This window comes from Bacillus changyiensis (assembly GCF_027706145.1).
Classification (GTDB): Bacteria; Bacillota; Bacilli; order Bacillales; family Bacillaceae; genus Bacillus; species Bacillus changyiensis.
Window position 1 is genome coordinate 142,276 of record NZ_JAQFWW010000003.1, and the last position, 22,188, is coordinate 164,463.

Consider the following 22,188-nt stretch of genomic DNA (forward strand, 5'->3'; position numbering starts at 1 on the left):
TTAGTCTCTTTTGTCTTTTTTATTTTCATTGACATATTCATGAAAGAATACTAATATTCTATTTGTAATGTTAACCTAAAAAATAAATAAGTTAACAAATGGAGGGTAAGAGCATTAAGGGAGAAAAATATTACAGTGTCAGAATGAGAGCTTCCCAAAATGGATCTCATGAAGAAGGTGGAAAACATATATCCGGCGGAGAGCGGCTTACAACGTACAGCGGTTTAAAACAGGCGATTAATGCATTGCTAGCTAAAAGCCTTGGACATTCAAGAGGACAACCGGATTTTATGCAAATTCAATTTGAAGCCATAAATCAACCGATTAAATTACTTCATCCTTTACAAGTAAACACAAATCAAGTGAATTCAGTAGAAACAGGAAAAGAATTGGCTGTTGAACTTCTTAAATATGCTGGTGTTCCAAGCGTGGCACTTGAAAAAGCATATCAACAAATGCCTGAATATTCAGAAGTAAGGGGTGCTGTTTTCATTGATATTCACTCAGGCAAACGAATTGATGGAAGAAAGGAAAAAGGTGTGCGTGTCTCCCGAATTGATTGGTCTGACACCAATTTTCGGACGTGGGCGACAAAACACGACATTCCGCTAAAATCTCGAATAAAAGAGGCACTAGCTCTTGCAACAAAAGTATGTGATCATCCTGCTGTCATTGCTGAATTTTGTTTCTCAGATGACCCCGATTACATAACCGGCTATGTGGCAAGCAAAAACCTCGGCTATCAACGGGTCACAAAATTAAAAGAGTGTGGAGATGAAAACGGCTGTCGAATCTTTTTTGTTGATTCATCAAGAGATTTAGAAAACTGCATCAATGATTTGGAAAAACAGCCTGTCATGATTTACTGGGGGGATCAAGATGCTAATTGAAAAAAGTAAAAAACATCTTTGGCTGCCTTTTACCCAAATGAAAGACTATGATAAAGATCCATTAATGATTGAAAGTGGAACCGGAATTAAGCTAAAAGATATCAATGGCAAGGAGTATTATGACGGTTTTTCATCAGTATGGCTTAATGTCCATGGACATCGGAAAAAGGAATTAGATGAGGCCATTCAAAAACAACTTGGTAAAATTGCGCATTCAACATTGTTAGGAATGACAAACGTCCCAGCAACAGAACTAGCCGAAACCTTAGTCGATATCAGCCCTGAGCAGTTGACAAGGGTGTTTTATTCAGACAGTGGGGCAGAAGCAATGGAAATTGCTCTAAAAATGGCATTCCAATATTGGAAAAATAAAGGGAAACCAGAGAAAGAAAAGTTTATTGCGATGCAAAACGGCTATCATGGCGATACAATCGGAGCGGTCAGTGTTGGTTCAATTGAGCTTTTCCATCATGTATATGGTCCGCTCATGTTTGATAGTTTCAAAGCGAGGGTTCCTTATGTCTATCGCTCTGAAAGTGGTGACGCTGACAAATGTCGTGATGAATGTCTTGCAGAGCTCGAACAACTGTTAAGCGAGCATCACAGTGAGATTGCTGCATTATCAATTGAATCTATGGTTCAAGGAGCATCAGGCATGATCACGATGCCTGAAGGATTTTTAGCAGGTGTCCGCCAGCTTTGCACACAATATGATGTGTTAATGATTGTTGATGAAGTGGCAACAGGATTTGGCAGAACCGGAAAAATGTTTGCTTGTGAGCATGAAAATGTTCAACCTGATTTAATGGCAGCAGGAAAAGGCCTTACCGGTGGCTATTTGCCAATTGCGATTACATTAGCTACAGAGGATATCTATCAAGCATTTTATGATGACTATCAAACACTAAAAACATTTTTCCATGGCCATTCGTACACGGGAAACCAGCTTGGCTGTGCTGTTGCAATTGAAAATTTGCGTTTATTTCAATCAGAAAACATCGTTGAACAGGTTGCCGCCAAATCAAAAGTTCTTCATGAACTACTTCATGAGTTAACATCACTTTCTCATGTGGGCGATATCCGCCAACTCGGTTTTATGTGCGGGATCGAGCTTGTTCAGTCAAAGGAATCAAAACTAGCTTATCCACCAGAACAACGAGTTGGCTACCAAGTGTCTTTAAAAATGAGAGAACTTGGCATGCTGACAAGACCGCTCGGTGATGTTGTTGCATTTTTGCCACCACTTTGCAGTACAACAGATGAGCTGGGAGCGATGGTGGCGATCATGAAAGAAGCGATTGATGAGGTTACTAGCCGTGAGTGTTGATGAATGGTTAAGCAAGCGCTTAGAAAGAACGAAAACAGCTGGTCTGTATCGGACATTACCAGCGACAGAAGACAACAATCAAGTATGGGCTTCCAATGACTATTTAAATTTGAGCCATCATAAACAAGTCATTTTGGCTGCAGAAACGGCATTGCATGATGGTGGCACAGGAAGCAGTGGGTCACGATTAACAACAGGCAATACGGAATGGCATGAGAAACTCGAACAGAAACTTGCCAACTTTAAGGAAACAGAAGCGGCTCTCCTATTCTCAAGCGGTTATTTAGCCAACATTGGTGTGCTCCAATCAATACCTGAAAAAGGCGATATTATTTTCAGTGACCAATACAACCATGCTAGTATCATTGATGGCTGCCGCTTGTCAAAAGCTGATACAGTCATTTATCAGCATATTGATGTTGATGATCTTGAAGAAAAATTAACGACAATAAAAGGTTTTAAACGGCGGTTTATTGTAACAGACGGTGTATTCAGCATGGATGGAACGATTGCACCACTTGACAAGATCATGCGGCTTGCCAAACGTTTTCAGGCAATCGTGATTGTTGATGACGCCCATGCAACAGGGGTTTTTGGAAAAAATGGACGGGGGACAAGTGAGTATTTTGGCGTTTGTCCAGATGTTGTGATCGGTACTTTAAGTAAAGCGATTGGTGTAGAAGGTGGTTTTGTTGCAGGTTCGAAAACGTTAATTGATTTTTTGCGAAACCATGCGAGAACGTTTATCTTTCAAACTGCAATTCCACCGGCAAGCTGTGCAGCTGCCATTACCGCTGTGGAGCTCATCGAAAATAGCCAAGAAAAACGGCAGCATTTGCATTCTATCATTACGACCATCAAAAGTGGCTTAAAGCGACTGGGATATGTAGTGAAGGGGGGGCATACACCAATTATTCCGGTCATAATTGGTGATTCTCAAAAAACCGTTTTGTTTGCAAAACGCCTTCAGGAAACTGGCATCTATGCACCAGCAATTCGTCCACCAACAGTTCCCGAAGGAGAAAGCCGAATTCGGTTGACAGTCACTGCTGACAGCAGTTTAACAGAAATAGCTACTTTGCTAGAAGTATTTGATTTCATCGGAAAAGAGTTGAATTTAAAAAAATGAGAGGGATTTTTGTTACAGGAACTGATACGGGAGTTGGAAAAACGATCATATCGTGCGGTATTGCCGCATTATTGAAAGAGAAAAACATCGATGTCGGCGTGTTTAAACCATTTTTAAGCGGAATATCACGCGACAATCCGCAAAGTGACACAGCCTTATTAAAGCAAATGTCACACACATGTCTGACCCATGAAGAAATTACCCCTTTTGAATATAAAGAACCACTTGCACCATACGTTGCCGCAAAGCAAGAAGGAAAAATGGTTAGCATTAATGAAGTGATCAATCATTGGAACAAGATAAAAAAACAGCATGATTATGTCATTGTCGAAGGGGCAGGAGGCATTGCAGTCCCATTAGGTGAAAATTACTTAGTTGCTCATCTAATCAAAGCTTTGCAATTGCCTGTTCTAATTGTTGCCAGACCTGATCTTGGCACGATTAACCATACTTTTTTAACGGTTCAATATGCAAAACAACTCGGTCTTCAGATTGCCGGCATTGTTATAAATGGCAGGAGTGAGCGACCAAATCTTGATGAAAAAACCAATCCAAATATCATTGAACAACTATGTGATGTTCCACTTATTGGGATAACGCCAAAACTGAAAGATATCACAGAAAAAACAGTTAAACAAATGGTCAAGAACCATATCGATGTTTCTCAACTAATGACGCAAATGGGGGCAGGAAAATGAACAAGTGGATCGAACTTGCAAGCCGAGTGTTGGAAGGAGAGGAAATAACAAACCAAGAGGCATTGTCTATCTTGGAAAGTCCAGATGAAGATATTCTGATGTTGATGCATGCCGCTTTTCAAATTAGAAAACAGTATTACGGAAAAAAAGTCAAACTGAATATGATTATGAATGCAAAATCAGGGCTGTGTCCGGAAAATTGCGGTTACTGTTCTCAATCTGCCATCTCCAAAGCACCGATTGATGCTTACCGTATGGTAGATAAACAGACATTACTGCAAGGAGCAAAGCAGGCTCATGATTTACAGATCGGAACATATTGTATCGTAGCTAGTGGAAGAGGACCATCAAACCGGGAAATTGATCAAGTTGTTGAAGCTGTCCAAGAAATTAAAAATACGTATGGATTGAAAATCTGTGCATGTCTCGGCATTCTAAAACCGGAGCAAGCTAAACGGTTAAAAGCTGCAGGAGTTGACCGTTATAACCACAACCTCAATACATCAAAAAGCAATCATGCAAACATTACAACCTCCCATTCATATAATGACCGAGTCCATACAGTGGAGACAGTGAAAAACTCTGGAATGTCTCCGTGTTCCGGTATCATCATTGGAATGAAAGAGACAAAACAGGATGTCATTGATATGGCTAGAAGTTTGAAAACACTTGATGCTGACTCAATTCCGGTTAATTTTTTACACGCTATTCCAGGCACTCCATTGGAAGGAGTCCATGAATTAAATCCATTGTATTGTTTAAAAGTATTGGCCTTATTCCGTTTTATGAACCCGACAAAAGAGATTCGTATTTCAGGCGGTCGGGAAGTCAACCTTCGTTCACTTCAACCATTAGGATTATATGCGGCTAATTCTATTTTTGTCGGAGATTACTTAACGACGGCCGGCCAGAAGGAAACAGATGACCATAAAATGCTGACTGATTTAGGTTTTGAAATTGAAACAGCAGCGGAAATGGCAAGTCAGGAGGTATGAGATGACGCCAGAATTAGAGCTGATCAAACCAAGCATGCGTACCCACGCAAATTTTTGGCAAAATCCATATTCTTTTTACGAGAAATTGCGAGCGATTGCACCAGTTTATAAGGGAACAATCTTAAAACAATCCGGTTGGTATGTGACCGGTCATGACGAAGCGACAATCATTTTAAGTGACAGCAAATTTCAAAACCGGATTCCTCTTCCAATCACATCGACAAAATACGAAGTCCTTAAAAATATACAACATCATATGCTATTATTTCAAAATCAGACTGATCATCGACGCATCAGAACGTTAGTTAGTCAAGCATTCACATTAAAACAGGTAGAATCTCTTCGCCCGTCTATTCGTGCAATCGCAGATGAGTTGCTCGATCAACTGGAAAAGAAACAACAAGTCGACATTGTTTCAGAGTTTTCCTTTCCTTTAGCAACTCTTGTGATCGCAAAAATATTAGGTGTCCCAAAAGAGGACAGATATCAGTTTAAAGAATGGACGGCAAGCTTAATTGAAACAATCGATTTCACCCGCTCAAGAAAAACGTTAATCAATGGCGGTGCTACTGTCATGAAGTTGATGACATATTTCAGATCCCTGATTGAAAAACGAAAAAATGAACCTAAAGATGACCTCATTAGTACATTTGTACAGGGAGATTCTTTAACAGAAGAGGAATTATTGGCAACATGTATTTTGCTGATCATTGCCGGACATGAAACGACAGTAAATTTGATCAGTAATGGATTATATTCTTTGCTGAATCATCCCAGTCAGCTTACTGCTTTAATAAAAAATCCGGCCTTGATTGAATCTGCTGTTGAGGAATGTTTACGTTTTGAGAGTCCAACACAGCTAACAGCTCGAATCGTTTCTGAAGATTATCAGTTGAACGGTAACACCATGAAAAAAGGTGAACAGGTATACATTCTTTTAGGGGCTGTCAATCGTGATCCGAAAACATTTACAAAACCTCATCTTTTCGACATGACGAGAAAACCGAATCCACATTTAGCTTTTGGTTATGGTTCTCATTTTTGTTTAGGTTCATCATTGGCGCGTATTGAAGCACAAGTTGCTCTTTTGACATTAATAGAACGTCTCCCTGAACTGCGACTTGTGCAAACAGATATTTCCTATCGGAAACTATTTGGCTTTAGATCACTTGTCAAGTTGCCTGTCACCTTCACTAGAGAAGGGCTTGGTTGAATGTAACCGAGTCCTTTTTTCATTTCCCGAGAAATTTTTCGCTAACGTTTACGTAAACATTCGTTGTATAATAAATGTAGTAAAAGACATGGGAGGTAAGGCTATGAACTGGATGAAAATTGACCAAATGGCGAAACGAAGCGGTTTGACAAAAAGAACGATCCGTTTTTATGAAGAAATTGGCCTGCTTTCTGCACCAAAGCGTACTGATGGCGGAGTCCGTCTATATTCCGAAGACGATTTAGAAGAGCTTGAGAAAGTGGTTATGACAAAAGAAGTACTAGGATTTTCTTTGCAAGAGCTACAACAATTTATCGAAACAAGCAAACAACTTGAGATGAATAAAGAAGGATATTTATTATCTTTAGATAAGGGAGAAAGAAAAGCAAAACTTGAGGAAATTCAAGATATGCTAAGCGAACAAATGTGTATGATTGATAAGAAACTGGAAAAGATTCATACATTTAAGCAGTATCTTGGAGACATGCAAATGAAAGTCGAGAATGCGCTTAAACCGCTTGAGTAAAGAAGAAACAAGGCTGCCATTCAGCAGCCTTGTGTTTCACTATAAAACCTTTGTTGTCCATGATTCACAGTTCCATGTTTCTGTTACAATATCCATGTAAAACTCCGGTTCATGGGAAATGAGCAAAATCGAACCTTTATATTCTTTTAGGGCTCTCTTTAATTCGTCTTTCGCCTCAACATCAAGATGATTTGTCGGTTCATCAAGAACGAGTAGATTTGTTTCCGAATGAATCAGCTTACAGAGTCTGACTTTTGCTTTTTCTCCTCCACTTAATACAGAAACCTTGCTTTCAATATGGTTTGTGGTCAATCCACATTTTGCTAGAGCGGCACGAATTTCATATTGAGTAAACGAGGGGAACTCATTCCAGACTTCTTCAATACAAGTATTGTTATTGGTTTGTTTAACTTCTTGTTCAAAATAACCGATATGAAGGTACTCACCGCGCTCAACTTCACCTGAAAGTGGAGAAATTTCACCAAGCAGGCTTCTCAGTAAAGTTGTTTTCCCAATTCCATTTGCGCCATACAAGGCGATTTTTTGGCCGCGTTCCATTTTCAAGTTTAATGGACGGGATAGTGGTTCATCATAGCCGATGACAAGATTTTTTGTTTCAAAGATCAGTTTGCCTGATGTTCTTGCTTGTTTAAAGTGAAACTCCGGTTTTGGCTTTTCAGACGGCAGTTCGATCATCTCCATCTTATCAAGCTTTTTCTGCCTGGACATCGCCATATTGCGCGTACTGACACGGGCTTTATTACGAGCCACGAAATCTTTTAGCTCAGAAATCTCTTGCTGTTGTTTTTTATAAGCTGCTTCAAGCTGTTGTTTTTTTACTTCATAGACTTCGCGGAATTGATCATAGTCACCGACATAGCGAGTAAGCTCCTGATTTTCAACATGATAAATTAAATTGATCACACTGTTTAGAAATGGGATATCATGAGAAATTAGAATAAACGCATTGTCATATTCTTGCAAATAGCGCTTCAGCCATTCGATATGTTGCTCATCCAAGTAGTTTGTTGGCTCATCAAGCAGGAGGATGTCAGGTTTTTCAAGAAGCAGTTTGGCAAGCAGTACTTTTGTCCGTTGACCGCCACTTAAATCTGTCACATCTCTGTCAAGGCCAAGGTCTTGAAGCCCTAGACCACGGGCAATTTCTTCAACTTTTGCATCAATCGCATAAAAATCATTGTTTGTTAAAGCATCCTGAATGATCCCGACTTCTTCAAGCAATTTTTCGAGTTCATCTGGATCGACCTCGCCCATTTTGCCGTAAATCGCGTTCATTTCTTCTTCCATCTTAAACAAATAATCGAAAGCATCTCTCAACACATCACGGATCGACCGTCCACGTTCAAGTACTGTATGCTGGTCAAGGTAGCCAACACGGACTTTTTTTGACCATGCTACTTTCCCTTCATCAGGTTCTAGTTTTCCTGTAATGATATTCATGAAGGTAGATTTTCCTTCACCATTTGCTCCGATCAAACCGACATGTTCTCCTTTTAGCAATCGAAAGGAAATATCATGAAAGATCGCCCGGTCACCAAAACCGTGACTTAACTTTGTTACCGATAATAAACTCATGTTTTGCACCTCTAATGTTTTTAGCATTCTCTAAGATTATATCGAACAGTTGGGGGACAATAAAAGAAAAATTGCGCTACCGCTTTTGTTTTGAGATACTAAGAGCAGAATCAACCAGAGAATAAAGGAGAAAAACATGACAGATAATTGGCCATTTTTAAATAAAGTCCAACCATTTATTAAGACAAATTGGGAAGCAACAGGTTTTCAGCAACCGACTGCAGTTCAGCATCACACAGCCGAGCCCATTCTAGAAGGGCGTGATATCATTGCCGAGTCACCGACGGGAACAGGTAAAACACTCGCCTATGTTTTACCTTTATTGGAAAAGCTCAAACCGGATCAAAAACATGTTCAAGCCGTGATCATTGCACCCTCCAGAGAGCTTGTTATGCAAATATTCGATGTGATTGTCGAATGGAAAAAAGGATCTGATCTTAGAGCAGCTTCTTTAATCGGTGGAGTCAACATCAAAAAACAGCAAGAAAAGCTAAAAAAACATCCTCATATTATTGTTGGCACACCTGGTCGTGTATTTGAACTGATCAAAATAAAAAAGCTGAAAATGCATGAAGTTAAAACGATTGTTCTTGATGAGACAGACCACCTCCTGACTCCAGAGCATCGCGGTACGATTCAAGGGATTATCAAATCAACCCTTAGGGATCGGCAGCTCCTCTGTTTTTCAGCAACATTAAGGAAAGAAGTCGAACAAGAGCTCAATGATCTGACAAATGAAGCAGAGCTTGTGCGAATAAAACGCACGAATGAAGAATCAACAAAAGTAAAACATCAATTTCTCGTTTGTGATCAGCGTGATAAAATTAAAATTTTGCAAAAGTTCTCTAGACTTGAGGGGATGCATGCACTCGTTTTTGTAAAGGATATTGGCAATTTAACTGTGTACGCTGAAAAACTTAATTATCATCATGTTGATGTTGGTGTCCTTCATAGTGAAGCAAAAAAAATGGAGCGAGCGAAGATCTTGCAAGCATTTGAAGCAGGAGAATTCCCGCTTTTACTAGCAACAGATATCGCAGCACGCGGCATCGACATTCAAGATTTGCCATATGTCATTCATGCTGATTTACCAAATGAAGAAGGCTATATTCACCGCTCTGGGCGAACAGGGAGAGCCGGTAATGAAGGAACCGTGATTAGCCTTGTCAACCATGGTGAAGCAGAAAGATTAGCAAAACTAGCTAAGAAATTAGATATTCATCTGCAACCGATTGTTTATGAAAGAGGAAAAGTGATTGAGAAATAGAAGACTGCTCCTTAAATAGGGGCAGTTTTTTTGTCATGACTTAGATTCATTTAATTCGTTTAGTTAGTGGGATTTTATGTTAATGTTTAATGTGAAAGGAGTTGATAGAATTTTATGGAATGATATAAAGAGATTTCTCGTTGCTTTTCCAGTGGATGAAGTAGTCGATTCTAGCGGTAAAATTTTAAGAATTTAATCATGTGATTGACACTTCCTCATATGTGAATTTTCGGGTGAATCAAAAGAAGGAAGGGATCGTATTGAAAAATAAAAAAAGGACGATCATGGTTTCTACTTTGATTTTAGGTCTCATCTTGAGCTTCAGTACGATTGGTCTGGCTTACAGCAAGGGTTACTCCTTTGATCTGGGCTCTGAAATTGCGTCAAGGACAGGTTACAATTTTAATTTAGACAACAAGTACACGACAATCACAGCAGGAGCAGATTCCTTTAATGTGCGTACTGGTCAACCATCAGCAAACGAACAGCAGTATGCGGTTTATATTGCGAAAAAATGGTCTTTTGAGACTCATAACACGGGTATATTAACAACTGGAAGAAGATACACAAAAAATGTAGGTGAAGTCAGTAGAGGGGACTATAGAGTGCAAGTGGTTAAAAAACTCCCAGCCCCCGATATTCCTGATGTCCATATTAAAGGCGGAGGGAACGTTATACAATAAGATTAATGAGAGATCATATGAATTTAGCAACGAATCAAATAGCCAAGTTTTTTGGTGAGGATGCTTCGCTATTCTATGCGGTGCACCCTGCTATATCTGGTGGTTGAACAACGATGGTCGGGGTCGAAAGAGGTTTTTAACCATTGATAATATTGGGAGTTTTGATGGTGATATATAAAATATTTTGTATCCTACGTCAAACTCTAACATTTTTGGTCTTTGGTTATTGATCAGCTCTTTAATCTGTGCTGCAGTTCACCGTATTGCTCTAATCGCATGCTTTCGGATCTGCCGGCGGCGTGTCCAAGCTCCTCTACGGTGACCTCGGGTGGTTAAATGGCGCCGCATTGCGGTTCTATATTAAGTACTCGTCGTCCTGCTCGCAGCACCCCGGACACCGGTACCATCTCGAACAGCCACCAATGCGTGACAATGTTCATCGCTATACCCCTTCCAAGGATAAATCCTCTCCAGGCTTTCAGCCGCAGAGCAAACCGCTAGTTCACACTGGTGGTTTTAATTGTCATCATTTAGATAAATTTTGTCAGTTTTTCAGGTGGTAATTGATGTTAATATTTAATGTAAAAGGAGGAGGTGGAATTTGATGGGATAACTATATTTTAAAGAAATGTTGATTCCTAAAAAAGTAGATTTGTTTGTTGCTACTTTCATTTGATGAAGTATTCAATAAACATAGTCGTTCATGTTCAAAATCCTCTATGATGTTTTCATTCTAAAAATCAATAAAATGACGTTGACACTTCATCATATGTGAGCTACGATTTAGCTGAATGTTTATTGTTGTATTAAATTCAAATTTATAGGCGGTTTGGAAGGGAGGAGAGATAGTGTTGAAAAATAAAAAAAGGAAAGTCATTGTATCCACTTTGATTTTAGGCCTTATTTTGAGCATCAGTGCTATTGGCCTGGCTTACAGTAAAGGTTACTCTTTTAATATTCGCTCTTCAGTCACTGGAAGTTACAAGTTTAATTTAAACAACAAGTCCACAACTATAACTGCCAATGCAGATACAATTAATGTGCGAACTGGTAGAACATTATCAGATAAACATCAGTATACGGTATATCTTGAAAAAAATTGGTCTTTTGAAAGTCGTGACACTGGTCAATTAACAACTGGAAGTAGATACACAAAAAATGTAGGGAAGGTCAGTGGAGGAGATTATAGAATAAAAGTGATTAAACACACATACTCCGATTATGGGATCAATATTAAAGGCGGAGGGAACGTTATACAATAAGATTAATGGAGAGATCATATGAGCATGATTCTAGCAACGAATCAAATAGCCAAGTCTTTTGGTGAGGGTGCTTCGCTATTCTATGCGGTGCACCCTGCTTCCATTGCTATTGAGAAAGGGTCTATTAATGTCATCATGGGAAAGAGTGGCTCAGGAAAGTCTACTTTATTGAGTATGCTTGGAGGAATGGAACAACCTACTAAAGGTCAATTATTATTTCAGCAGCAAAACTTTTATCAACTCCATGATGCGGCCCAAGCAGAAATTAGGGGTCAGCATTTTGGTTTTGTCTTTCAAGCTTATCACTTAATTCCTGAACTTTCGGTATTTGATAATATCATATTGCCATTGGTGATGAATAAGAAAAAATTCAATATGTCATATATTCGGGAACTTGCAGAGCATTTAGGAATCGAACAAAAACTAACTGCGTTTCCTTATCAGCTATCTGGTGGACAGCAACAAAGGACAGCAATCGCCAGAGCAATGGCAAACGACCCGGAGATCATTTTTGCAGATGAACCAACTGGAAATTTAGATACAAAAAACAGTCAAAATGTCATGGATCTGTTGGTGAAATTATGTAAAGAAAAACATAGAACTTTGGTGGTTGTTACACATGACGAAAATTTAGTAGAAGAACCAGATCAGCTATTTTTAATTGAAGATGGTGTACTAAAAACGAGATGAAGGTGTTGTCTTATGTTTTGGCTGAAATTTGCCTTTCAATCATTATTTCAGAGAAAAAAGCTGTTTTTTGTCATGCTGCTTGTCATTGCCATTTCGATGATCTTTTTGATTATGGTAAACAGTGCAACAAATGATATTGTGACATTCACAAAAGAAAAGTCTTATGAAAAATATGGAGAACATCATGGGGTTATCAATGGTTTAACTGATAAACAGCTGAACGAGCTGAAGAACAATTCAAGTATAGAGAAATCTGGAAGCATCTCATTAGCTGGATATACCGAACATGTTGATCACTCAAATCTGGGAGCAACGATAGGCTGGATGGATCAGGATGCTCTTCAATTAGGACATATCGGTCTTTTAAAAGGAAGAATGCCTAAAGATCAACACGAAATAGCGATAGAGTCATATTTACAACAAGCTTTCAATGAGGAAAATTCACTAGGCAAAACAGTTAAACTAAAGATAGGGGGAATAGAAGAATCATTTAAAATAGTCGGCATCATTGAAAATTATTCAGCCAATTGGTCAGCTCCAGTTGATATTAAAAATGGCTATAATACATACCCGAATATTTTTGTAAATCGAAAAAGTGTTCAAGCGAAATCTAAGATACAAAAAAGTCTCATTTTTTCAGTCAAACAACACAAGGTTGAAGAGATTGAAAATGACTTGTATGAAAATTTTGAAAGTCACTTATCAAATATTGAACAGTTATATGCAAATGAAAACCTTTTTGAAGAAGGGTTAAAAAAATCTGAGTTAATCGCAATGTTTTGCTTGCTGTTTTCAATCGTCTTAATATTAGGGTCGATGCTCTGTTGCTATCAATTGTTTGAAGTTTTTTATCGCGACTATCGCAAAAAAATGGCAATCTTAAGAGCTTACGGTGCAAAAAAATATCATTCCTTTCTGCTGATCTTTTATCAAAGCCTTATCCTCATACTGATTAGCTTTTTAGTAGCATTTCCAATTGGCATACTTTTCAAAGGGCAACTCCATCCTCAAAGATTGACTGATATGAACGTTTTTTCTTCAATGGTAGAAGCCGTTCCGATTGTCATCATATGGACGGGCCTATTATTTTGCTCATTATGTTTTACGGGATGGATGATCATGGGGAAAATGAATAAACATTCGATTGCCCACCATCTGAAAGGAAATCAGTTAACACCTAAAGGTTCTCGTCTATATCAGAAAATCGCCAATTTACCATTCAAATTAAAATCTTTACTCATTCAATTGTTGTTTCATTGGAAATCAACTGTACTTTTGACGGCAGTTTTGGCATGTTCTATTTTGATGTTCTTTTTTACACAGTTAATTGCTGATGAAACACTGGGTCATGATGATCAAAAAACGCTTAATTATACCCTTGCTTCAAAACAAATGATCATTCAAGAGCAAGTAAATGGATTTATGATTGAAACGAATCAATCTGTTTCCTTTCGTTATCAAACAGCAGATGAACTTCTTCATTTTCCTGGTGTTCTGTATGTTGATAAATACCCGAATACACTTGAAACGACATTGTTGTTGACGAAACAACAGCTTTCACCTTATTTTGTATCCTGGATCAATGACAATAAACAGGAAAATACAGATGGAGAAATTTCAGAAAGTATGGTAGATCATTTAAATATTCCTAAAAACCTCACCCCCATACCAAATGTCAAGTTTGTTTTAGTCAATGATCAGGAACTTAATTATCTTAAAAAAAACTATCATATTGAAAAAAGTGCAGTTGAAAAATTTGAAAAATCGAAAACTGCATTCCTATTTCTTCCGAAAGCAGCTTTGAAAAATAGAATTAACTCGCAAGACCATGTAAAAATCGGCAGAGTTGAGCAGACCAAAAAAAATGAAGAGCTTACATTTAAACATTGGGATTTTAAGGTTGGAAAGGTGATCAGTGCACCCTTTCAAATCAAAATGAATCAAGTTCCGATCGAACGTGACGGAATTACTGTTGCTATTTCTGAAAAGGTTGCACACACGCATCACGTTTTTTCTGGATATAAGCAATTTGTGATTTTTGCAGATCTTCATATCTCTAAAGAGAATAAGAAAGCACTTACAAAAAAAGCAAAACAAATTGTTGCTTCTATTCCTGGTAGCATGTACGATTCAGATGAAGAGCACAACGAAAAATATGAGGTCATTTCGAACTATCTTTCAATTCTTGGAATGATCTTATTTTTGACGACAACATTTTATTCGGCTTTATCATTAGCAGCTGTTATGTACTCGAAAGCCATACAAAGACAGACTGAACATGCTATATATCGAGCGGTTGGTAAGAGTGTAAAAGCAATTTTAAAAGATTTGCTAATCGAACTAATTGTTTATTTGATGATCGCGTTTCTCGTCAGCGGTCTGATCATTTGGATGATGATGTTGACAAGCCCACCTGCTTCCGGGGTTTTTCATTATTTGAGGTACTATTGGTATGCGGTTTTAAGTATTGCTAGTTTCGCTATGCTTTCGCTTCTTGTTCCGTACTACAAAATTAAAAGTATGAGTATTTCCAACTCATTAAAAATTGATGAATAATGTGAAAAGGTGTGGATGGTTGTGGCTTCAATGGTTTATTTAGGGAAGGTCGGTTTTGTTTTTGTCTTGCTTTATTTTGTATATGATTTGATTAAGCATCGAAAACAGACCAGCTTTTTTAGAAAAGTTATTTTTGCGAGCTTTTTGGTGTTTTTATGCGGTGTTTTTCATTATACAATCGGTGGAATTTATGTTCCTCCGCAGAAAGAATTTGCCCGACTGATTGTGCAGTTGATTCCCTTTTATTTTGTGAGCGACTGGGTCAAGATGTATCAGCAAGGGGGATTTGACTTCTTTTTTTGGAATGCTGTTAAACTGACGGCACTCAATGTTTTGCTACTTTTTCCATTAGGGGTTTATCTTCGAATTCTCTGGAAAGAAACAACCTTTAAAAAAGCGCTACTACTGTCTTTTCTGACGAGTTTGATCATTGAAAGCTTACAGCTTGGATTCTCTGCATTAGGTTTGATCGAAGCAAGGTCTTTTGATGTTGACGATTTGATGTTAAATACATTTGGTAGTATGTTTGGCTTTAGCCTTTGCCGTTATGTGCTAAGTTTATTGCCAAAAAAACGTTCTTATCATACGTCATCACGTTGGTAAAAACTGAACTGTGTTTTAGTTCATAATGATTTGGCAATAGATCAAAACTAACCGTACATATTTAAAAATGGCGGTGAAAATGATGAAGATGCCTTTAACATCTGTTAAAAGCGGAGTTATGGAAGAGTATGCAAATGGAGTTTACGGATTAACGGTTCAAATTGTTAATGTTTATTTTATTTTTAATCGTGATTCACGGGAAGTGGTGTTAATTGATGCGGGAATGCCAAAATCTGCTTCTTTCATACTTGATGAAGCGGAAAGACAGTTTGGTGATTTCAAGCTGAAAGCGATTGTTCTGACGCATGGACACTTTGATCATGTCGGGGCTTTGAAAGAGTTGTTGGATACATCGTCTGTTCCTGTATTCGCCCATCCGAAAGAACTGCCTTATTTAACAGGGAAAGCCGATTATCCACCAGCAAAACCGCAAATAAAAGATGGTCTTGTTGCCAAACTTTCACCATTATTTCCACGACATTCAATCGATATTTCAGCCAATGTCAAGCCTCTACCTGAAGATGGATCTGTTCCGTTTCTTAATGGCTGGGAATGGTTAGAAACACCTGGTCATACAGTTGGTCATATTTCGCTGTTTAGACAGTCAGATAGAACGTTAATTGCCGGTGATGCGGTGACAACAGTTGAACAAGAATCTCTTTTTGAAGTTGCTATTCAAAAGCAAGAGCTCAACGGTCCACCAGCCTACTTTACAATGGATTTCATGGAAGCAGCGGATTCGATCAGAAAGCTGGCAGAGTTACAGCCTGCATCTTTATTAACAGGCCACGGTGTCCCAATGAAAGGAACCGACTATTCACAGGAATTGTTCGATCTTTCAAATCGGCTTCCTGTTTCATAGGTCTTTAAAGGCTGTCGAGAAAATCTCGGCAGCCTTTAAAGACCTAGGGTTCCAATAAGCTTTCAGCGTGGTATTAAAATGAACTCAGAACGGTGGTTTTTAGGATTAAATATCAATGATCCAGTCCCACACCATTCGACCATCAGCTGGAATAGACGCACTCGCTTTAAAGACAAAAATATCTTCCAAGATATTTTTGATGAAATCGTCCTTTAAGCCATCAATCATGACATGGTAGGTGGGCGTGTCTTATTCACTGACTCTACCCACCTCAAAGCCAATGCCAATAAGCATAAATACATGAGAACAACTGTTACACAGGATACACTAAACTACATTCATGATTTAAACGAAGCGATTCAAGAAGATCGGGAGACACATGAAAAAAGCCTCTGAAAGCTAAAGAGGAGGTGAAAGGTGAAAAAGAGATCAGGTAAAGCACAACCGATCCCGAAAGTGGCTATCCTTATTGTGAAAACAAACCCGAAGGCTTTTTCTATTTGGATCACCGTACAACAGATATGAAATATAATATGATTACTGATGCCCATGTAACACTTGGCAATGTTCATGATTCTATGCCTTATCTTGACCAATTAGATCATCAAATCAACCGTTTTGGTTTTAAGATAGAAGCAGTCGGTCTTGATTCTGGTTATTTAACAACGCCCATTTGTAAAGGATTGTTCGATCGTCACATTTTTGGTGTCATTGCCCACAGGCGCTTTCATCCGACAAGAGGTTTGTTTCCAAAGTGGAAGTTTCAATACGATAAACAGAAAGACAACTACATCTGTCCAAATGGACAAATACTTTCTTATTCTACAACTGATCGAAAAGGCTACAGATTTTATAAATCAAATCCTGAACAGTGCGCCTCATGCCCTAACTGTACACGATCGAAAAAACATCAAAAAGTCATCTCTAGACACGTATGGGAAGACCATAAAGAAAAGGTCAGACAAAATCGCTTGTCTGTCTCAGAAAAAATACTTTATCAAAGAAGAAAAGAAAAAATAGAGCGAAGCTTTGAGGATTCAAAACAATTGCATGGGCTTCGCTACTGTCGGTTGAGGGGAAAACAAAATGTAACGGAACAAGTTCTCCTCACAGCTGCCTGCCAGAATATGAAGAAGACCAAGATAGGCTAGGTGTGTGGGAGCCCTCACCAAGAGGAAGATATGAGTCTCAGCCTATATTATAATAAAACTGGGATTAGAGAAATATATTTTTATATTAAATCGGAAAAGAAGGCCAAGATAAGTGGCAGAATATTTAATGACATTGGTCTCGTTTGGCGGAAATGTGACTACAACAGCTACTAAAGAAAAGATCTTATGGATTAATAGGTTCTGGAGGAGCAGGGAAAGTATAAGACGGAAGCTTATAAGATTATGGCGTGAAAAAAATGATATTTATGTTGAATGAAGTATTTTAAGGTGTTAATTTGAACAAGAAAGGAGGGCTTGAAAAGATAAATACGCTTGAATTTATCTGAAATTTCGATCATTTTCATCAAGGCAAGTCATCCAGTTTAATACAAACTGGAAAGGGTGGCAAGTATGAAAAAAGTAATTTTATCATCGATTGCATCTGTGGCATTGGTTTTCACATTATTTTTTGTTCCTACTACAAAATCGTCAGCAAGTGAATTGGATGTAGATGTTAATTCTGGATTAGCAGAAGGTGAAGTGGTTGTTGATATCTACACAGATTTTGTATCTAATGATGAGACAATAGGTGCAGAGGCTTTTTTTGAAGAAGATCATTCATTTTCTCCATTAGAAAGAAGCTTAATGTGGTTTGGGGTTTCTAAAACTTATCAAGGCCATTCATATAGCTCATGGAAATATGCTGGAGCTTCTACGATAAGTGGGGGAAGGTTAACTGCATCTCATACTAGAACTGTTGCTAATAGATATTCTGGTACACTTAAAATTCCGCTAAGAGATTTGGAGGCCGTAGTTGGCTTTGACATTACGGACTCGTGGTCGCAAACAGTAGGTTTTGTGTCTAAGGAATATAAGAGTGGAAGGTATCGTTTAGAGTATAGACATGTGTACAAAAAGTATAAGGTTAAACAAGAACAAAAGTATCATCCCCGTTCAAAAGTTTACGCTACAAAATATGTGTACCCGCAAAGATGGGTAGAGCGTCAGTATAGAGTGGTTAAATTCTAAAATGAAAAGAGCAGCAAATTTATGATTAAAAGTATTTTAGGTTCTGTTTTTTTATTAATATCAGCTATATTTTATTCGACTAGATATATTTGTGCTTCAATTGGTGCTTCAAATAGTGATACTTGGTCAATAGAAGAATTCAATGTTCTTCTTGAGAATATTCCTAATAACTTATTGATATTGAGTATTATATCTTTGTTAATAGGATTGGTATTTATTGTGTGGAGTATTCTGGATCGATCTAAAGAATAAAGAGTTTTTAAAAATCAGCATCCATTTGGCATGCTGATTTTTTATGGGGTTCGGAGAATTTATTCGTATACTATATCATATTAAAGCCTCCTCAGATATCCCATTTTCAGAGGAGGTTTTAAACTTTAATTAGACTTGTTCGATTTACCATTACAACCTGAACATTCAGTCTTCTGAATGTTTTTTTAATCCTGCAAAGTGATTGATTCGGTTAATGCATCTGGCAATGTTTAAGGAAAAATGAAACTTTTTATTGCTATTTTTAGGTTTTAAAATAAGCTTGAGAGAGATACAATGATACAGCGGGAAGGAGAGATTTTGGTGGATGAACAACAAAAAGTTTGGAATGAAGCCAGTACCTTTATTGAAACATACTGTGAGGAACTGAATAAATCCGCTGAGGAGACACAAGCGCGATTACAGTATGTTAAAAATGAAATCACCGAAACCGGTAGTTACATCCATACGAAAGAAGAGTTAGAACATGGAGCGAGAATGGCTTGGAGAAACAGTAGCCGCTGTATTGGCCGGTTGTTTTGGAACTGTCTTTCAGTCATTGACAAGCGGGATGTCTTGACAGAAGAAGATGTGCGGGAGGCGTTGTTTTACCATATTCAAGTTGCGACAAATGGCGGAAAAATTAAGCCATATATCACGATTTTCCCCCCTAACAAGGTGAAGATTTGGAACCAACAGTTGATTAAGTATGCTGGATATGAGACAGAAAATGGTGTAATTGGTGATCCAGCTACAATTGAGTTGACAAAGATGTGTGAGACGCTTGGTTGGAGAGGGGAAAAAACGCCTTTTGATCTGCTTCCACTTGTTTTTCAAGTTGATGATCACGATCCTGTTTTGTATGAATTGCCAAGGTCGATAGTCCAAGAGGTTCACATTTCACATCCCGAAATCACGGCCTTTCAATATTTAGAGCTGAAATGGTACGCTGTGCCAATCATTGCTGATATGAAGCTGGAAATCGGGGGTATACAATATCATGCTGCACCCTTTAACGGTTGGTATATGGGAACAGAAATTGGCGCGCGTAATTTTGCAGATTCAGATCGCTATAATATGCTCGAAAAAGTGGCGGCTATCATGGGCCTTGATACAACACAAACCACTTCATTATGGAAAGACAGAGCACTTGTTGAATTAAACAGAGCGGTCCTTTATTCATACAAAAAAGCAGGTGTTAGTATTGTTGACCATCATACAGCGGCAAGTCAATTTAAGCGGTTTGAAGAACAAGAAGCGGAAGCGGGCCGTGAGTTAGCTGCTAGCTGGACTTGGCTGATTCCACCGTTATCACCAGCAGCAACTCATATTTTTCATAAATATTATCAAAATAAGATACTTAAACCTAAATTTTTTAAATAAAATGATCAAGATATTTAGTGGGCATATGGATGACTTGGCAAATCAATTGGCTGTTCTGCAACTGGAAAGCCAAAAGCAGTTTTCATATTGATTCCTTTTTCTCTGAGCCATTTTTTTCATTTCTGCTTGAAGTGCAATAAGGCGTATTTACATCTTCAGTTTCCCTCAATCTAACCAATTGCGCCCTTTTTCGATCCGAAAAAGGACAATTTCTCACCTTGATTGGTAACCTCTAAATAAGGTAACTTTTAATAGGCATTGATCATCATATTCCCTCACATATGAAAGGCTCCAACACCGTGGAGCCTTTGTTTACTTTTTATGAAAACCCATTTCTTGTCGATATAAAACATAAGAATAAACATAAGGAGCAAAAACGGCTATTAAAAATAGAGCCAGCATGGCTACATTTCCATAGTTACCTATAGGGAACAAACCGTTTATTGCCATGAGAATTCCTGCAATGGTAAACATCTTTGAAGCAAATCTATGAGTTTTTTTCCAGACTTTCTCACTGCTTAATGTCCAAGGATTTTTAATGCCGATAAAGAAATTGGAACGCACTCTGGGGAGATAATTTCCAATGACGATCAAAATCGCTCCTACTAGTACTGGAACAAAGCTTCCCATTGGGACATGATATCCTAGTCCAGTCAGGACAAGCAGCAGATTGAGTACAGAAAATAACAGCAGCATGGCATTTACGATAATGTGATACGTTTTTGAAAAAAGCGCTAAATTATTTTTGCGTGGTTCAAGTTTAGGTGTTAAAATCATCACCGCATATAAAAATATAAGCAATCCCAACATTAATAACATCGCTTCTGTTTTTGTCGCATATCGATCAACTTCACCTGAGAATGACCAATGGATCGGAATATGGTTAGAAAGATAAGGATATGAAAATCCCCACAATAGTATATTAATGAAAATAATTGATAGTGAAATCATATGCTTTTTCATTGTTGATCCCCCGAATCTTGATTGTTTTGTTCAGTAAAAGTTAATGCCCAGCTCATAATCTCTTGAAACATTGTTGTATTCAGCGAATATATGATGTATTGTCCTTTTTTTTCATCTTGAATGAGTTCAGCTAATTTTAAAGTTTTTAAATGTTGAGAGATACTGGGTTTTGACATTTGAAAATGTGCTGAAATCTCACCAGCAGTCAAATCTTTTTCTTTCAGTAGTTTTAATATCTTTCTCCTTGTTGGATCAGCTAATGCTTTAAATGTCTGGTTCATTGTAAACATCCTTAACTTAAGTATTTAGTTAATTAGTTATTTAACTAAATACTATCCTGAAAAAGATAATATGTCAAGAGCGTTAAAAACCGCCATTGTTGGCGGTCTTTAATAGCTAATCTTAAATTTTTGGTATCCCTCTGCTTGTTTTGTTTCGACTTGAATATTTGTTACGTTTGAGAATGGGTTGCCTTGTTTCACCGTTTTTAGAAAAGACTTTAAGCTTTCTTCAGGTCCTTCTGCACAGATTTCAACGGTACCGTTATCATGATTTCGAACCCAGCCTGTTAATTTGTGTTTATCGGCTTCCATTTGCACGAAATAGCGGAAGCCGACACCTTGGACCCGTCCATCAACAATGATTCGATATTGAAGCATAGAGAACACCCCTTTTCCTCTATGCTATCATATTTTCCATTTTAATCGCACGGTTTAGACATGAAGGAAAACGGGTAAGCCCTTATTTCTTTGTTGGTTTGTTTTCTAACAAGAATACCGATTTGAAGATAAGGCGGCTAATAGTGGGAGGTTATGGCTTCAACTAGAAAGATAATCCACCACCTGAAAAAAAAGCCGTGCCTATCATCGGCACGGCAAAACTGTTATTTTTTTATACTGTTCAATAAGTTAGCTAAAAAATGTGCTTTGAAGCTTTGAAGCTTTCTTCCTTCATACTTCGTCATCCCTAGTTTTTTCAATTCTTCCACATACCAGCCTTTGCTTCCGTAATGCATGTCAGAAAACCCCTTTCTATTACTCATTTGTAAGGGCATTCTAACATCAATCGAGTAAGGTTAAAAGAGGAAATCAGATATTTGTTAAAACTGAGTCTTTA

General features: G+C 38.0%; 21 protein-coding genes and 1 pseudogene. 17 read left to right on the plus strand and 5 right to left on the minus strand.

Going from position 1 to position 22,188, the window contains the following annotated elements; all coding sequences use genetic code 11:
* Window positions 1-113 precede the first annotated feature (113 nt).
* The 7 genes from bioW (at window position 114) to PDT38_RS12505 (ending at window position 6,778) form a co-directional block, all read left to right on the plus strand.
* Window positions 114-890: a 6-carboxyhexanoate--CoA ligase gene (bioW, locus tag PDT38_RS12475; protein WP_270802152.1), complete on the plus strand. Its 777-nt coding sequence runs from the start codon at window positions 114-116 to the stop codon at window positions 888-890.
* Entirely contained in the window at window positions 880-2,217 is a 1,338-nt protein-coding gene (gene bioA / locus PDT38_RS12480; protein ID WP_270802003.1) for an adenosylmethionine--8-amino-7-oxononanoate transaminase, read from the plus strand. The genes bioW and bioA overlap by 11 nt, the downstream gene beginning before the upstream one ends.
* Complete coding sequence (bioF, locus tag PDT38_RS12485; protein ID WP_270802005.1) at window positions 2,207-3,346, plus strand: 8-amino-7-oxononanoate synthase; 1,140 nt, start codon at window positions 2,207-2,209, stop codon at window positions 3,344-3,346. Before bioA ends, bioF begins: the two co-directional genes overlap by 11 nt.
* On the plus strand, window positions 3,343-4,044 hold the full coding sequence (bioD, locus tag PDT38_RS12490) for a dethiobiotin synthase (RefSeq protein WP_270802007.1): 702 nt from the start codon (window positions 3,343-3,345) through the stop codon (window positions 4,042-4,044). Before bioF ends, bioD begins: the two co-directional genes overlap by 4 nt.
* A complete protein-coding gene (bioB, locus tag PDT38_RS12495) occupies window positions 4,041-5,039 on the plus strand; it encodes a biotin synthase BioB (protein WP_270802008.1) in 999 nt (332 codons plus the stop codon). Before bioD ends, bioB begins: the two co-directional genes overlap by 4 nt.
* Window position 5,040: 1 nt before the next feature.
* Window positions 5,041-6,252: a cytochrome P450 gene (locus PDT38_RS12500; protein WP_270802010.1), complete on the plus strand. Its 1,212-nt coding sequence runs from the start codon at window positions 5,041-5,043 to the stop codon at window positions 6,250-6,252.
* A 103-nt stretch (window positions 6,253-6,355) separates the two neighbouring features.
* Window positions 6,356-6,778: a MerR family transcriptional regulator gene (locus PDT38_RS12505; protein ID WP_270802011.1), complete on the plus strand. Its 423-nt coding sequence runs from the start codon at window positions 6,356-6,358 to the stop codon at window positions 6,776-6,778.
* Between the two features lie 39 nt (window positions 6,779-6,817).
* Here the strand turns inward: PDT38_RS12505 and PDT38_RS12510 are convergent, their stop codons facing one another.
* Window positions 6,818-8,374, minus strand: a complete 1,557-nt coding sequence (locus tag PDT38_RS12510; protein WP_270802014.1) for an ABC-F family ATP-binding cassette domain-containing protein — start codon at window positions 8,372-8,374, stop codon at window positions 6,818-6,820.
* 136 nt (window positions 8,375-8,510) lie between these two features.
* On the opposite strand from PDT38_RS12510, the gene PDT38_RS12515 reads away from it, so the two are divergent.
* The 10 genes and pseudogenes from PDT38_RS12515 (at window position 8,511) to PDT38_RS12560 (ending at window position 20,109) form a co-directional block, all read left to right on the plus strand.
* Window positions 8,511-9,641, plus strand: coding sequence for a DEAD/DEAH box helicase (locus PDT38_RS12515; RefSeq protein ID WP_270802017.1), 1,131 nt, complete (start codon window positions 8,511-8,513; stop codon window positions 9,639-9,641).
* Between the two features lie 233 nt (window positions 9,642-9,874).
* Window positions 9,875-10,324: a hypothetical protein gene (locus tag PDT38_RS12520; RefSeq protein ID WP_270802020.1), complete on the plus strand. Its 450-nt coding sequence runs from the start codon at window positions 9,875-9,877 to the stop codon at window positions 10,322-10,324.
* 848 nt (window positions 10,325-11,172) lie between these two features.
* On the plus strand, window positions 11,173-11,586 hold the full coding sequence (locus PDT38_RS12525) for a hypothetical protein (RefSeq protein WP_270802022.1): 414 nt from the start codon (window positions 11,173-11,175) through the stop codon (window positions 11,584-11,586).
* A gap of 18 nt (window positions 11,587-11,604) precedes the next feature.
* Window positions 11,605-12,276, plus strand: coding sequence for an ABC transporter ATP-binding protein (locus PDT38_RS12530; protein WP_270802023.1), 672 nt, complete (start codon window positions 11,605-11,607; stop codon window positions 12,274-12,276).
* Between the two features lie 12 nt (window positions 12,277-12,288).
* Complete coding sequence (locus tag PDT38_RS12535; protein WP_270802024.1) at window positions 12,289-14,832, plus strand: ABC transporter permease; 2,544 nt, start codon at window positions 12,289-12,291, stop codon at window positions 14,830-14,832.
* A gap of 30 nt (window positions 14,833-14,862) precedes the next feature.
* Complete coding sequence (locus tag PDT38_RS12540; protein WP_270802154.1) at window positions 14,863-15,435, plus strand: VanZ family protein; 573 nt, start codon at window positions 14,863-14,865, stop codon at window positions 15,433-15,435.
* 88 nt (window positions 15,436-15,523) lie between these two features.
* Window positions 15,524-16,297 (plus strand): MBL fold metallo-hydrolase, encoded by a 774-nt coding sequence (locus PDT38_RS12545; protein ID WP_394356276.1) that lies wholly within the window; start codon window positions 15,524-15,526, stop codon window positions 16,295-16,297.
* An 81-nt stretch (window positions 16,298-16,378) separates the two neighbouring features.
* Window positions 16,379-17,448 (plus strand): annotated as a pseudogene (locus PDT38_RS12550) (IS1182 family transposase); the annotation flags it as partial.
* 411 nt (window positions 17,449-17,859) lie between these two features.
* Window positions 17,860-18,477 carry a hypothetical protein gene (locus PDT38_RS12555; RefSeq protein ID WP_270802026.1) on the plus strand — a complete coding sequence of 206 codons (618 nt, stop codon included), beginning with the start codon at window positions 17,860-17,862 and terminating at the stop codon, window positions 18,475-18,477.
* Window positions 18,478-19,023: 546 nt separating this feature from the next.
* On the plus strand, window positions 19,024-20,109 hold the full coding sequence (locus PDT38_RS12560; protein ID WP_394356272.1) for a nitric oxide synthase oxygenase: 1,086 nt from the start codon (window positions 19,024-19,026) through the stop codon (window positions 20,107-20,109).
* Window positions 20,110-20,421: 312 nt separating this feature from the next.
* On the opposite strand, the gene PDT38_RS12565 is transcribed toward PDT38_RS12560, so the two are convergent.
* The 4 genes from PDT38_RS12565 to PDT38_RS12580 form a co-directional block, all read right to left on the minus strand.
* Window positions 20,422-21,072 (minus strand): SdpI family protein, encoded by a 651-nt coding sequence (locus PDT38_RS12565; protein ID WP_270802030.1) that lies wholly within the window; start codon window positions 21,070-21,072, stop codon window positions 20,422-20,424.
* The gene (locus PDT38_RS12570; protein WP_270802032.1) at window positions 21,069-21,353 is read right to left on the minus strand and encodes an autorepressor SdpR family transcription factor; all 285 of its coding nucleotides are present in this window, start codon (window positions 21,351-21,353) and stop codon (window positions 21,069-21,071) included. Before PDT38_RS12570 ends, PDT38_RS12565 begins: the two co-directional genes overlap by 4 nt.
* 108 nt (window positions 21,354-21,461) lie before the next feature.
* Complete coding sequence (locus tag PDT38_RS12575; protein WP_270802033.1) at window positions 21,462-21,731, minus strand: acylphosphatase; 270 nt, start codon at window positions 21,729-21,731, stop codon at window positions 21,462-21,464.
* A gap of 224 nt (window positions 21,732-21,955) precedes the next feature.
* The gene (locus PDT38_RS12580) at window positions 21,956-22,087 is read right to left on the minus strand and encodes a YflJ family protein (RefSeq protein WP_270802034.1); all 132 of its coding nucleotides are present in this window, start codon (window positions 22,085-22,087) and stop codon (window positions 21,956-21,958) included.
* Window positions 22,088-22,188 lie beyond the last annotated feature (101 nt).